Below are 13458 nucleotides of genomic sequence, written 5' to 3'. Positions count from 1 at the left end.
CCCCCAGGTCACCCAAGTGACCTGGGGGTCTGACACGTCTCTCGGTCGACCATCTCTCAGTCGAACAGGGTCTCCGCCACCCAGGTCCGCCCGGCGCTCGTCCCGGCCGGGGCCGGCGGCGTCACCCGGACCGGAACCTCCGGCGGCTCGGCGGTGAAGCCGGCGCGGCGCAGCTCTGCGTCGGGGATCATCCCGGCGTCGGGTACGAGCATCTCACCGACGCCGCCCCGCCCCGCGTCCCATTCCTCCGCGGCGAAACCGGCGAGCTGGTCGACGCGGTCGTTGTACGGGTTGCCCACGTGCCCCCGTACCCAGTGGAACCGGACCGGGCCCGTGCGTTCCATGACGGCGCGGTCGATGCCCTGCACCAGGTCGAGGTTCGGGACCGGGTCGCCGGACGGGGAACGCCAGTCGTTGCGCTTCCATCCTTCGGACCACTCGGACACTGATCGGATGGCGTACTGCGAGCCGGACTCCACGAGCAAGGGCTCGTCACCCGGGTGCGCCTCGATGGCTCGCAGCAGGGCCGAGAGCGCTGCGACCTGGTCGTTCCCCCGGGCAGCGCCGCCCGAGTCGAACTGACCGCCCGCGTGGTTGATCCACGCCCATCCGATCGCGCCGCCGGGTGCGGCCGACCCGTGCGTGCTGACGATGATCACGGCGTCCATTGTGCCTCCTTCTGCCCGAGAATCCGTACGGCAGGCCGGGGAACGGCACGTTCGGGCCTGACCGGGCACAGAGTTCGGCGGAGCGAAGATCGCGTACTGGAGCCACGAAACCCGCGCCCCGCGATCCGTGGGCATGATGACGTAGTGCCTCACCTACCCTCCGACCCGACCTCGCGACCGTCCGCCGGCACTCCGACACCCGCCGAGCGCGCGCAGGAGCTGCACCCGTCCCGCCGTCGGACCCCCGCCGACATCCGGCGGTGGCGGCGCCTGCTCGCGGACGAACGAGCCGAGGCAGCGGTCTATCGCGACCTCGCCGGGCGGCGCACCGGCGAGGAGCGCGAGATCCTGCTCGCGCTCGCGCGCGCGGAGAAGAGGCACGAGTCGCACTGGCTCGACCTCCTGGGTCCCGACGTCGGCGCGCCCGTACGCGGCGACCTGCGCACGCGCGCGCTCGGGTTCCTCGCGCGCCGCTTCGGCGGCGTCTTCGTGCTGGCGCTAGCGCAGCGCGCCGAGGCCCGGTCGTCGTACGCGCACGACGCCGATGCGACGGTGACCATGGCCGCCGACGAGCAGATCCACGAGGAAGTGGTGCGCGCGCTGGCCACCAGAGGCCGGAACCGGCTCTCCGGCACGTTCCGCGCCGCCGTGTTCGGTGCGAACGACGGGCTCGTGTCGAACCTCGCGCTGGTGCTCGGCATCGGCGCGTCCGGTGTGGCGACGAGCACCGTGCTGCTGTCCGGGCTCGCCGGTCTCCTCGCGGGCGCACTCTCGATGGGGGCGGGGGAGTTCGTGTCGGTGCGCTCGCAGCGCGAGCTGCTCGAGGCGTCGTCGCCGTCGGCGGAGGCCGATGCCGCACTGCCGCACCTCGACGTCGACGCGAACGAGCTGGCGCTCGTGTACCGCGCCAGGGGGATGAGCATCGAGGACGCGACGGCGCACGCCGACGCGGTGCTCGCCAGGCTCGCCGTCACGCCCGTGGAGCAGCGGGGGCCGCTCCTGCGGGTGCACGAGGAGCCTGCGGCGGGCTCGACGGCCGACGCCGACGATCTCGAGACGCACGGGACCGCTTGGGGTGCGGCGCTCTCGTCCTTCTGCTTCTTCGCGTCGGGCGCGGTGGTTCCGGTGCTGCCCTATCTGCTGGGCCTCGACGGCCTCGCGGCAGTGGTCGTCGCCACGGCTCTCGTCGGGCTCGCGCTGCTGGTGACGGGTGCCGTCGTCGGGCTGCTGTCGGGTACCTCGCCGCTCACGCGGGCGCTGCGCCAGATCGCCATCGGCCTCGGGGCGGCGGGCGTCACCTACGTGCTCGGCCTCGTCTTCGGGGCCACTGTGGGGTGATTTGAGAGTTCACCCGCAGGGTCCCTCCACCGTGTTCCAATAGTGTGGATAAGCGCGGGAAGGGCGAGATGGCGCGCCTCTCCTGACATGTCGCAGTTCCTAAGCACAAAACTCGCGATCCGCAAACCGCAGGTCTGCAGTTGCCGATCTCTGGAAGCCCCACCAGATTGAATGTGCATGCATCTCTGAGAGCGGCCCCGCCAGGGGCCGGAGAGCCGGGAGACCGATGTCGAAGGACGCGCTGACCAGCACGGGGGATCACCTCCGTCGTGCTGTCGCGCGCGCCGTCGGAACCGTGGCCCTCGGCGCGGCGGGCCTGGCGCTCGGCGTCACCCTCGCGGCCCCTTCGAGTGCAACGGAACGTGGTCCGCTCGACGCGGCTCTCAGCGACACGGTCGACGCGACGACGCAGACCGTCACACGCACCACCGACCTGCTCGGGCTGACCAGGACCGCGGCCGGCCAGGACACGGCGGACAGCCCTTCGGCGGCGACGGAGCCGCCCGCCCCGGAGCCGACGGCTCCCGCGTCCGACCCGGTTGCCGAGCCTGCGCCGCACGAGGCGCCCGCCGCCGTGGCGGAGCCCGTCGCCCCGGCCCCGGAGCCGGCGCCCGAAGCTGCCGGGACGGTGGCCGATCCGGTCACCAGCACCGTGCAGGGCACGGTGGAGAAGGTCACCGGCGGCGTGCTGGAGCCGCTGACGGAGCCCGTCCGCGAGACGGTGACGAAGCCGGTGGGTGACGCCGTCGCGCAGGTCACCAAGCAGCCGGTCGCGCAGGTGACCGAGATCGTCGAGCAGGTCTCCGACCCGATCCTCGACCCGGTCCTCAAGCCGGTCGCCGAGCAGGTCGGCGAAGTCGTCAAGCCGGTGACCGAGTCCCTGGCCCCCGTCACCGGTGGCGTGCTGACGCCCGTCGTCGACCTGGTCTCCCCGGTGACCGACGTCGTGGGCGGCGTGACCACTCCGGTCGTGGGAGCGCTCGAGCCCGTCACCACCCCCGTCACGGACCTTCTCGACCCGGTCCTGACCCCGGTCGTCGACGTCGTCGCTCCGATCGTCGAGCCGGTGGCTCCGATCGTCGAACCCCTGGCTCCGATCGTCGAGCCCGTGGCTCCGATCGTCGAGCCGACCGTTCCGGTGCCCGGTGTCCCGGTGCCGGAGTCTCCCGTCGTCCAGCCCTCGCGGCCCGACGACCCAAGCACGGTGGTCCCGGCGGAGCAGGCCGAGGGCACCGAGTCGACGTACCCGGGGTCGCTGCAGGCTCCCGGTGACGTCGCAGTCGTGGTCTGGACCTCTGCCGGGGTCCAGCACGCGATGCTCGACCTGATGCAGGTGAGCGCCCCCGTGGGCGCCGCCGCATCGGCCGTGGCGCTGACCGCCGCGACGGAGGACGTCGTCCACTCGGGCGGCCCCGGTCTCCTCGGCGGGGAGCTCCCGTTCGGTGCCGGCGGCGCCGGCAACGCGGTGGCCGCGGGTGCCGCGGGCCTCCTCGGCGGCGGTGCGCCCCAGCTCAAGGTGCCGGGCGGCGAGCTCATCGCGGTGCTCTCCGCCCTGCTGATCTTCCGGGCCCGGTCCTGGCGCGCAGCGACCGACGAGGCGCGCGCGAAGCTCTCGAGCAGCTACACGGATATCCCTGTCTCTCCTGCCTGACCTGGCTGGGCCGCGCCCTCACGTGCGGCATCGCCCGACGGTGCATCTGCCGTCGGCTCCACGCCTGGCTAGGAGAGACTCATGGACAAGAACTTCCGACGCGTGCTCTACACGGCACTTGTCGCGGGCGGCCTCATGGTCGCCGGCGCTTCCTCCGCGCACGCCGCCGAGGAAGGTCTGTTGGATCCAGTCACCCAGGGAACTGCCGACTCGGTAGAGGAGGCGCCCGTCGCACGCGGTGACCTCGACGCGGTCGGGAGTGCCCCGGCAGGTACGGGAGCTGATGCAGCGGACGCCGGTGCCGCCAGCGATGGCAAGGGCCTGGTGGGCGACCTCGTCGGCCGCGAGGGCATCGTCGGATCGCTCCTTGACGCCGACGTCGCCGGGGTCGTCGACGCGGCACTGGGCGAGGACGGCCTGGTCGACGACCTGCTGACGGGTGGCGTTGAGGAGCCTGGTACCGAGGAGCCTGGAACGGAGGAGCCCGGTACGGAGGAGCCCGGTACGGAGGAGCCTGGAACGGAGGAGCCCGGTACGGAGGAGCCTGGAACTGAGGAGCCTGGAACGGAGGAGCCCGGTACGGAGGAGCCCGGTACGGAGGAGCCCGGTACGGAGGAGCCCGGTACGGAGGAGCCCGGTACGGAGGAGCCCGGTACCGACGGACCTGGAACCGACCACCCCGGTACGGGTGGCTCCGGTACGGGTCGGCCGGGTAGCAGCGACGACGAGGGTGGTCCGCGCACCGAGCGTCCGAGCACCGGATGGTCCGGGACCGACGGACCCGACGTCCACACGCCAGGGGCCGGAAGCGGCCAGATGACCGGCAGCGTCACGCTCGGGGGCGAGTACGGCACCGGCGTCGTCCCGACGTCCAGCGGTGACGAGGACGGCGACACGGGCCGGGACCACCCCGGTGCGGGTGTCGACATCGGCTGGGGCGACAAGTCCGGCCCCGCCCCTACGACCTACGAGGGAAGCTACCTCTCCGGAGGCCTGGGCGAGGACCTGAACGTCACAACGGAGCCCGAGGCAGAGGTGGAGGCGACACCGGTCCTGGTGCCTGACGACACCCTCCCTGAGCCGGGCCACATGATCACGGGGCAGCTCTCGCTGATCTCGCTCCTTCTGGGGCTGGGGATCGCGGCGCTCCGAACGCGTCGCCGGTGAGGCGTGGCTGAACCACGCTTCGCCGGTTGACAACGATCCGGGCGCGGTCAGCGGTCATGAGCCATCACGGTGACTCATGACCGAGGGTCGATCAACACCCGGGTCGGCAGGTTCGTAGGGTCGGGGCGCCGCTGGGGGGCGCCCCGGCCCGCGGACCAGGACAGCACAGAGCGGGAGCTCGGGACATCGGGGGGTGTCGCGAGCGCCCGCTCTGCTGTCTGCGTGGCGCTGTCTGCGTGGCGCTGCCTGCGGGGCGGCGTCTTCGTAGGGCCGTCTCCCTGGGCGTCTCGGCGAGGCCGTCCGCGCAAGGCCTACTATCGGGATCACCATGCGCCATCTGCTCGCCGACACCACACCGTTGAAGGTCTCGGCCGACTACCGGCGGCTCTGGTTCGGGCTCTCGATCTCGAACATCGGCACGCAGGTGACAGTCGTCGCGGTGGGCCTGCAGATCTACGCCCTGACCGGATCGACGCTCGCCGTCGGCCTGCTGGGCCTCTTCTCACTCGTCCCGCTCGTGGTGCTCGGTCTGTACGGCGGCGCACTCGTGGACCACTACGACCGGCGGAAGGTGTCGCTCCTGTCGTCGCTGGTGCTGTGGGTGGTCGTCGCCGGTATCGCCGCGCAGGCGTGGTTCGAGGTGGAGTCGGTGCACCTGCTGTACGGGCTGGTCGCGGTGCAGAGCGCGGCCTTCGCCATCAACAACCCTGCTCGGTCGGCCATCGTCCCGCGACTGCTCCCCAAGGAGCTCATGCCGGCGGCCAATGCGCTGATGACGCTCTCCTGGAACGTCGCGCTGACCGGCGGGCCGCTGATCGGCGCAGTGCTGGTCTCCCAGCTCGGCTACGCCTGGGCGTACACGCTCGACATGGTGCTGTTCCTCGCGGCGCTCTGGGCCGTGTTCCGGTTGCCGCCGGTGCCACCCGAGGGCACGGAGCCCGCCGGCACGCTGAGCGGCAGGGGACGGGTGGGCGTCGTCGGACTGCGCTCGGTGCTGGACGGACTGCGCTATCTCGCTACCCAGCCCAACGTGCGCACGACGTTCCTCGTCGACATCTGCGCCATGGTCCTGTCGTTCCCGCGGGTCCTGTGGCCCGCTGCCGGCGTCATCTACCTCGGTGGCGGTGAGACGACCACCGGCCTGCTCGCCGCGGCCTTCGCAGCCGGCGGCATCCTCGCGGGCGTGTTCTCCGGCGGGCTGACGCGCCTCCGCAAGCAGGGGCAGGTGATCATCTGGGCCATCACCGCATGGGCCGTGTCGATCGTCGCCTTCGGGCTGGTCCTGGTGCTCGTGGGACGGGGCTCGCCGGACGGGCCGATCGTCTGGGCGGTCGTCGCGGCCGGGGTCGCGCTGGCGCTCGCCGGCGGGTCCGACAGCGTCTCGTCGGTGTTCCGGCAGAGCATCCTGCAGACCGCTACGCCCGACCACATGCGCGGGCGGCTGCAGGGAGTGTTCATCGTGGTGGTGGCCGGCGGACCGCGCCTAGGCGAGATGGTCCTCGGCGCCGAGGCGACGTGGTTCGGCGAGGGCTGGGCGGCCGTCGTCGGGGGCCTCACGTGCCTGGCGCTCCTCTGGCTGATCGTCCGCCTGACGCCGCGTTTCTGGCGCTACGACGCCCGCAACCCGCAACCCTGACCCCCACGTGCTGAGTGCTGGGTATTTGCGGGCCTGAAGCGTTCGATCCCACAAATACCCAGCACTCAGCTTGGCCCCGCTATCGTGCTGCCGACTGCCGTCGGAGGGTCCGGCTCGCGGCGAGGGCCAGGAGCGTCGCGAACCAGCCCGCGCCGACGGTGATCAGGAAGCCCGCGGCCGCACCCGCGTCGTCCACACGTGCTCCGGCGATCGAAGCGCCCAGCGAGGTGCCGATGCCTATCGAGGTGCCCACCCAGGTCAGCGCCTCGGTGAGCTGGTGCTTGCCGACCATGTCCTGCACCAGGCCGTTGCCCGTGATGACGGTCGGCGCGATGGCGAGGCCGGCCACGAACATCGCCGCGGCCAGCGTCCACAGCGAGTGCGCGAGGAGGACCAGGGACACGCCCAGACCGAGGGCGGCCATGCCGATCACGAACCGGCGCGCCGGTGGGCTGGTGAAGTGCCGAGCGCCGTAGGCGAGCCCGGCGACCAGCGAACCCAGCGCGAAGACCGCCAGCACCACCCCGGACAGGCCCTTGCTGCCCAGCTCCTCGGCGAACGCCACCGTGGTGACCTCCACGGAGCCGAAGATCATGCCCATGGCCACGAAGATCAGCACCATCACGGGCATCCCGGGGATCAGCACGACCGGCCGGTGCCGTGTCTCGGCATCGGGCACCACGACCGGGGGCTCCGTCGCGCGCTGCACCACGAACAGCAGGCCGCCCACCAGTGCCGCCACCCCGGCGAGCACCAGGGCCGACGGCGCCGCGACCGCCGCCGCGAGCGTCGTGGCGAGCACCGGCCCCACTATGTAGACCAGCTCGTCGATCGAGGACTCCAGCGAGTACGCGGTGTGCAGACGGCGCGGGTCGTCGAGCGCGTGGTTCCAGCGCGCCCGGACCATCGAACCGTACGAACCCTGGCTGCCGCCGGCGAGTGCGGCGAACGGCCACAGCACCCACTCGGGTGCGCCGAGCACGGCGGCCGTGATGAGCCCGCCCAGCCCGACCACCGACACGACGAGCGCGGGCAGCAGGACCGTCCGCTGACCGCGCCGGTCGACCCAGCGCGCGATCTGCGGGGCGAGGAACGCCTGCGCCAGACCCAGGACCGCCGCGATCCGGCCCGCCATGGCGTAGCTGTCGTACAGGCCCTGCACCATCAGGACGGCGCCGATCCCGACCATCGACATCGGCAGGCGAGCGAGCGCACCGGCCGCGGAGAACCTGAGCGTTCCGGGGGTGCGGAGCACCGCTGCGTAGGGATTGGAGCGGGATGGATCAGCGGTCTGTGGCACGGATCGAGTGTCCCATCGACCACTGACACCGGTCCGGCTGTTTCTGGTGAGCGCCGGTTTCCGCCGAGCGGCGAACGGGTGGCAGGAGGCGGTCCCGATGGCCCACGATTGCCCCCATGACCGATGAGATGACCGGTGAACCACTGGTGACAGTTGCTGACAACCCCGAGAAGTCCCGCTTCGAGGTGAGCGTCGACGGAGCTCTGGCCGGCTTCGCCGTCTACGAGATCGACAGCGGTGCCGTCGTCTTCGTGCACACCGAGGTGTTCGAGGAGTACGAGGGTCGCGGCCTCGCCGGGCAGCTCGCGAAGGCCTCGCTCGGCATGGTGCGCGAGGCAGGCGGGAAGGTCGTCGCGCTGTGCCCCTACATCCGCTCCTACGTGAAGAAGCACGCACCCGAGTACGACGACCTGCTGCTGCAGCCGGCGGCGGACTGAGGCGCCTGGGTCGGGCTCCGGAGTGCTGAAAGTAAGTTTCAGGATCTCGACCGCGCTGCAAACTTCACATCCGGCGCGACATGTGCGAGAGTTTCCTCACGGCGCCGCCCGGTGGCATTGTTCGTCACCTCAGTGTTTCCCGGATCGGCGCCGGCCAACTTAGCAGGGCGACACGACAACACAACACGACGCACCACGGCACCAACCCCCAGCAGCCATTACCGGAGGTCAAGTACGTGAGGCACCCCGACCGCCGCGAGGCGACACCGATGCCCGCCTATGCGCGCACCACGTCGCTTCCGCCGGCAAAGCTGTCGGGGGTGATGTCGGGGATCGGTCGCCGTGAGTTCCTCACGATGGCGGCGGCGGGCACGGCAGCAGCCGCGATCAGCGTCACCATCGCGGCGCTCGACCCGGCCACGGCGCTCGGTGCTCCCGCCCTGACGGGCAACGCCACGCCGGAGCCGTCGTCGGCCCTGAGCCTGAAGCGCGAGCTGCGCGCCATGTGGATCGCCTCGGTGGCCAACATCGACTGGCCCTCGGCGAGCGGGCTCGACGCGTCGAGCCAGCAGGCCGAGTTCCTGCACTGGCTCGACGTCGCGGAGGAGAACCGGCTGAACGCCGTGTTCGTGCAGGTGCGGCCAACGGCCGACGCGTTGTACGACAGCCCGTACGAGCCGTGGTCCCAGTACCTCACCGGCACGCAGGGTCAGGACCCGGGTTACGACCCGCTCGCGTTCATGGTCGAGGAGGCGCACAAGCGCAACATCGAGCTGCACGCCTGGTTCAACCCGTACCGCGTGTCGATGCAGACCGACCCGGCGCAGCTCGTCGCGGACCACCCGGCGCGGCAGCACCCGGACTGGGTGTGGGCGTACGGCGGCAAGCTCTACTTCGACCCCGGCGTCCCCGAGGCGGCGGAGCATATTCAGCGGGCGATCTTGCACGCCGTCGAGAGCTACGACATCGACGGCGTCCACTTCGACGACTACTTCTACCCGTACCCGGTGGCCGGCCAGACGCTGCCCGACGCAGCGACGTACGAGCGGTACGGCGAGGGTTTCGACTCCATCGAGGACTGGCGCCGCGGCAACGTGGACCGTTTCGTCGAGACGATGAGCGGCCGGATCAAGGAGGCCAAGCCCTGGGTGAAGTTCGGGATCAGCCCGTTCGGCATCTGGCGGAACTCCGCCACCGACCCGCTGGGTTCGGACACCAGGGGCTCTCAGTCGTACGACGACCAGTTCGCGGACACCCGCAGGTGGGTGCTCGAGGGCTGGCTCGACTACGTCAACCCGCAGATCTACTGGCAGATCGGGCTCCCGGTCGCCGACTACTCGGCTCTCGTCCCGTGGTGGGCGGAGGTGGCCGCCCAGTCCGGCACGCAGCTCTACATCGGCGAGGGCCTGTACAAGATGACGAGCGGGGCCTTCGTCGACCCGGCCGAGATGACCAACCACATCGACCTGTGCCGCGAGGTCAGCAGGGACGTCGGGCCGATTCACGGCAACGTCTACTACTCGGCCAAGCACGTGCCGCTCGACGCGCAGGGCGGGATGTCGAAGGTCGTCGCCGACCACTACCAGCGCCCGGCTCTCATCCCGCCGATGCCGCACCTGCCGGCGGAGGCCGTCGTCACCCCGGTGCTCACGAACGTGCGCAGGGTGCGTGACGGCGTCCGCATCCACCTGGCGGACATCGGCACCAGATCCGCCAGGGCCACGTCGTTCGCGGTGTACCGCGTGACCGGATCCGTGGGCTCCGTGGACATCGACGACCCGGCACACCTCGTCGGGACGTTCCGCTCAGCCGGCGGGCGCGTCCAGACGTGGCTGGACACGTCGGCCGCGTCCGGCACCGACTACACCTATGTCGTCACCGCGCTGGACCGGGTCTGGAACGAGACCGAGCCGAGCCGGCCGCGCGGCACCCGATAGGCGCCGCCCCGACCGGCAGCCGCCGTCCGGAGCGCCCGGTGCTTCTCAGCGCTCGACGGGTAGCCCGACGCCCTGCCACGCGACGATGCCGCCGTCGAGGTTGGTCGCCTCGAAGCCCACGGCTTCGTTGAGCCACTGCGTGGCACGGGCGGAACGCCCGCCGGAGTGGCACATGACCAGGACCTGCGAGTCGGCGTCCAGCTCGCCGTACCGCGCGGGCAGGTCCCCGAGCGGGATGTGCACGGCGCCAGGGGCGTGGCCGGCGTCCCACTCGTCCTGCTCGCGGACGTCCAGGAGCACGGACCCGTCGGGCACGGGAGAGGCCGGGTCGAGCTCGGTGGGGTGGACCGAGGGGACCTCGGGCAGCATCGGCTGGAACATGCCTCCAGCCTACGACGGCGCCGCCGGCGCCCCGGCGGCGACGGACCTGCCTGGTACCTGGCAGTATCGGCTGCATGGATGCGCGTGCCGGAACTCCCGCCCAGCCCAGCGACCTCATCGACGTCGACCAGGTGGTGGGCGCCTACTACGACCTCTCGCCCGACCCGGACGACCCCGGGCAGCAGGTGGTGTTCGGCACCTCGGGCCACCGCGGGTCGAGCCTGGACCACGCCTTCAACGAGGCGCACATCGTGGCGATCACGGCGGCGATCGTGGAGTACCGGCGTGGCCAGGGCACCGACGGGCCCCTGTTCATCGGCCGCGACACGCACGCGCTGTCCCAGCCGGCCTGGCAGACGGCGCTGGAGGTGCTCGCAGCCGCCGACGTCGACGTCATGGTCGATGCCCGCGACTCGTGGACGCCGACGCCCGCCGTCAGCCAGTCGATCCTGCTGCACAACCAGCCGCGGTTCGCCGAGGGGACGCCGGGCCTGGCGGCTCCGGGTGCCGGTCTCGCGGACGGGATAGTGGTGACGCCGTCGCACAACCCGCCCCGGGACGGCGGGTTCAAGTACAACCCGCCGCACGGCGGGCCCGCGGGCTCCGACGCGACCGGGTGGATAGCGGACCGGGCCAACGAGATCCTGCGCACCGGCGTCGGGCAGGTGAAGCGGGTCTCGCTCGACGAGGCGCTCGCCGCCGACCGGACGCACCGCCACGACTACCTGTCGACCTACGTGGACGACCTGGCGAGCGTGCTGGACCTGGACATCATCCGCGCGTCCGGCGTGCGGATCGGCGCCGACCCCCTGGGTGGGGCCTCGGTCGAGTACTGGGGCACGATCGCCGAGCGGTACGACCTCGACCTGACGGTCGTGAACCCGCAGGTCGACCCCCGCTGGGCGTTCATGACGCTCGACTGGGACGGCAAGATCCGCATGGACTGCAGCTCGCCCTACGCGATGGCGTCGCTGGTGGAGAAGATGAGCGGGACCGGCGTCGGCGGCCAGGTGCCCTTCGACATCGCGACCGGCAACGACGCCGACTCCGACCGGCACGGCATCGTCACGGCCGACGGCCTCATGAACCCCAACCACTTCCTCGCCGTGGCCATCGAGTACCTCTACGGCGGGAACCGGCCGAGCTGGCCCACCGGCGCGGCGATCGGCAAGACCCTCGTGTCGTCGGCCCTCATCGACCGGGTGGCGGGCGGGCTGAACCGCCGTCTCGTGGAGGTGCCGGTCGGCTTCAAGTGGTTCGTGCCGGGTCTGCTCTCCGGCGAGGTCGGCTTCGGCGGCGAGGAGTCCGCCGGCGCCTCGTTCCTGCGCAAGGACGGCCGGGTCTGGTCCACCGACAAGGACGGGCTCCTGCTCGCGCTGCTCGCCTCGGAGATCCTGGCGGCCACCGGCAGGTCGCCGTCCGAGCACCACGCGTCGCAGGTCGAGCGCTACGGGGAGAGCTGGTACGCCCGCGTCGACGCCGCCGCGACGCGGGAGCAGAAGGCCAGGCTCGGCGCGCTGTCGCCGTCGGACGTCACCTCCACCACGCTCGCCGGGCAGGACATCACGGCGAAGCTCACCGAGGCGCCCGGCAACGGCGCGAAGATCGGCGGGCTCAAGGTCACGACGGCGGACGCGTGGTTCGCCGCGCGGCCGAGCGGCACCGAGGACGTGTACAAGATCTACGCGGAGTCGTTCGTGTCCGCCGAGCACCTCACCGAGGTGCAGGACGCCGCGAAGGCGCTGGTGGACGAAGCCCTCGCCTGACCTCGCCCCGTCGTCGGCCGAGCCTGGTGGGATCATCGGTCCCGCCAGGCTCGACCGATGCCTAAACGATTCGCGTGCTACCGGGGCAGCCCGGTGCTTCCTAGCGTCACGGGGGTACACCTCGGCCGGACGGCCGGGCTGAACCCGATCGAACGGAGAGCGCCATGTCTCGCGTACGACGTCGTACCCGAACGGCGGCCCTTGCCGCTGCCCTCGCCCTCATGACCACCGGCACCATCGCGATATCGCAGAGCGCCGCGGCCGGCGTGACCAGCCTCGGTGTGACCAGCCTTGGGGCATCCCCCACGGCGGCGAGCCTCTACGTGGACCCCACCACCCAGGCGTACGCCGCATGGCAGGCGGCGAGCGGAACGAACAAGGACCTGCTGGCCAAGATCGCCCTGACGCCGCAGTCGTACTGGATAGGCGACTGGGCGAGCGCCGACCAGACCCGCCAGCAGGTCGCGGACTACACGGGCCGCGCGGCGGCCGCCGGGCAGACCGGCGTCCTCACCGTGTACGCGATCCCCGGCCGCGACTGCGGCAACCACTCAGGCGGCGGCGTGCCCGAGAGCGAGTACGCGCGGTGGGTGGACACGGTGGCGTCCGGGATCGTGGGCAACCCGGTGGTGGTCCTCGAACCGGACGCGCTGGCTCAGCTCGGCGCCTGCGACGGTCAGGGTGACCGCGTCGGCTACCTGCGGTACGCGGCGGCCTCGCTGGCCGACGCCGGTGCGCGCGTCTACATCGACGCGGGGCACTCCGGGTGGCTGAGCGCGAGCGAGGCCGCGCGGCGGCTGCAGCTCATCGGCTTCACGGACGCCGTCGGCTTCGCGCTCAACACGTCCAACTACCAGACGACGGCGGACACCCGGGCCTACGCCGAGCAGGTGTCGTCGCAGGTGGGCGGCCGCCCCTACGTGATAGACACCTCGCGCAACGGCAACGGCTCCAACGGCGAGTGGTGCAACCCGCGCGGTCGCGCCCTGGGCGAGCGGCCCCGGTTCGTCGACGACGCGACCTCGCTCGACGCGCTGCTGTGGGTCAAGCTGCCGGGTGAGTCGGACGGCGCGTGCAACGGCGGCCCCGCGGCCGGGCAGTGGTGGCAGGAGATCGCGCTGGAGCTCGCGGCCAACGCGCGCTGGTGACTCGCGGGCGGCGGCCGTTGAGCGGTCGC

General features: G+C 71.7%; 11 protein-coding genes. 8 read left to right on the top strand and 3 right to left on the bottom strand.

Annotation, left to right across the window (positions count from 1 at the left end; translation table 11 throughout):
* Window positions 1-56 precede the first annotated feature (56 nt).
* A complete protein-coding gene (locus tag ACFWE2_RS04290; RefSeq protein WP_377222976.1) occupies window positions 57-668 on the bottom strand; it encodes a ribonuclease H in 612 nt (203 codons plus the stop codon).
* A gap of 144 nt (window positions 669-812) precedes the next feature.
* On the opposite strand from ACFWE2_RS04290, the gene ACFWE2_RS04285 reads away from it, so the two are divergent.
* From ACFWE2_RS04285 to ACFWE2_RS04270, 4 genes are all read left to right on the top strand, one after another.
* On the top strand, window positions 813-2006 hold the full coding sequence (locus ACFWE2_RS04285; protein ID WP_377222975.1) for a VIT1/CCC1 family protein: 1194 nt from the start codon (window positions 813-815) through the stop codon (window positions 2004-2006).
* Window positions 2007-2232: 226 nt separating this feature from the next.
* The gene (locus ACFWE2_RS04280; RefSeq protein WP_377222974.1) at window positions 2233-3657 is read left to right on the top strand and encodes a hypothetical protein; all 1425 of its coding nucleotides are present in this window, start codon (window positions 2233-2235) and stop codon (window positions 3655-3657) included.
* Window positions 3658-3738: 81 nt separating this feature from the next.
* A complete protein-coding gene (locus ACFWE2_RS04275) occupies window positions 3739-4824 on the top strand; it encodes a hypothetical protein (RefSeq protein WP_377222973.1) in 1086 nt (361 codons plus the stop codon).
* A gap of 328 nt (window positions 4825-5152) precedes the next feature.
* On the top strand, window positions 5153-6460 hold the full coding sequence (locus tag ACFWE2_RS04270; RefSeq protein WP_377222972.1) for an MFS transporter: 1308 nt from the start codon (window positions 5153-5155) through the stop codon (window positions 6458-6460).
* A 79-nt stretch (window positions 6461-6539) separates the two neighbouring features.
* On the opposite strand, the gene ACFWE2_RS04265 is transcribed toward ACFWE2_RS04270, so the two are convergent.
* Window positions 6540-7760 (bottom strand): MFS transporter, encoded by a 1221-nt coding sequence (locus tag ACFWE2_RS04265; RefSeq protein WP_377222971.1) that lies wholly within the window; start codon window positions 7758-7760, stop codon window positions 6540-6542.
* Window positions 7761-7876: 116 nt separating this feature from the next.
* Between ACFWE2_RS04265 and ACFWE2_RS04260 the strand changes: the two genes are divergently transcribed.
* The gene (locus tag ACFWE2_RS04260; protein WP_377222970.1) at window positions 7877-8197 is read left to right on the top strand and encodes a GNAT family N-acetyltransferase; all 321 of its coding nucleotides are present in this window, start codon (window positions 7877-7879) and stop codon (window positions 8195-8197) included.
* A gap of 236 nt (window positions 8198-8433) precedes the next feature.
* Window positions 8434-10134: a family 10 glycosylhydrolase gene (locus ACFWE2_RS04255; protein ID WP_377222969.1), complete on the top strand. Its 1701-nt coding sequence runs from the start codon at window positions 8434-8436 to the stop codon at window positions 10132-10134.
* 45 nt (window positions 10135-10179) lie between these two features.
* Here the strand turns inward: ACFWE2_RS04255 and ACFWE2_RS04250 are convergent, their stop codons facing one another.
* On the bottom strand, window positions 10180-10515 hold the full coding sequence (locus ACFWE2_RS04250; protein WP_377222968.1) for a rhodanese-like domain-containing protein: 336 nt from the start codon (window positions 10513-10515) through the stop codon (window positions 10180-10182).
* 74 nt (window positions 10516-10589) lie between these two features.
* Here ACFWE2_RS04250 and pgm point away from each other — a divergent pair, with 74 nt between their 5' ends.
* Together pgm and ACFWE2_RS04240 are read left to right on the top strand one after the other, a co-directional pair.
* Complete coding sequence (gene pgm, locus ACFWE2_RS04245; protein WP_377222967.1) at window positions 10590-12281, top strand: phosphoglucomutase (alpha-D-glucose-1,6-bisphosphate-dependent); 1692 nt, start codon at window positions 10590-10592, stop codon at window positions 12279-12281.
* 164 nt (window positions 12282-12445) lie between these two features.
* The gene (locus ACFWE2_RS04240) at window positions 12446-13429 is read left to right on the top strand and encodes a glycoside hydrolase family 6 protein (protein ID WP_377222966.1); all 984 of its coding nucleotides are present in this window, start codon (window positions 12446-12448) and stop codon (window positions 13427-13429) included.
* Window positions 13430-13458: the final 29 nt, after the last annotated feature.

This window comes from Promicromonospora sp. NPDC060271, from assembly GCF_042726755.1.
Taxonomy (GTDB): Bacteria; Actinomycetota; Actinomycetes; order Actinomycetales; family Cellulomonadaceae; genus Promicromonospora.
Note: the sequence above shows the minus strand (reverse complement) of the source record. Positions and strands in the feature narration are given on the sequence as shown.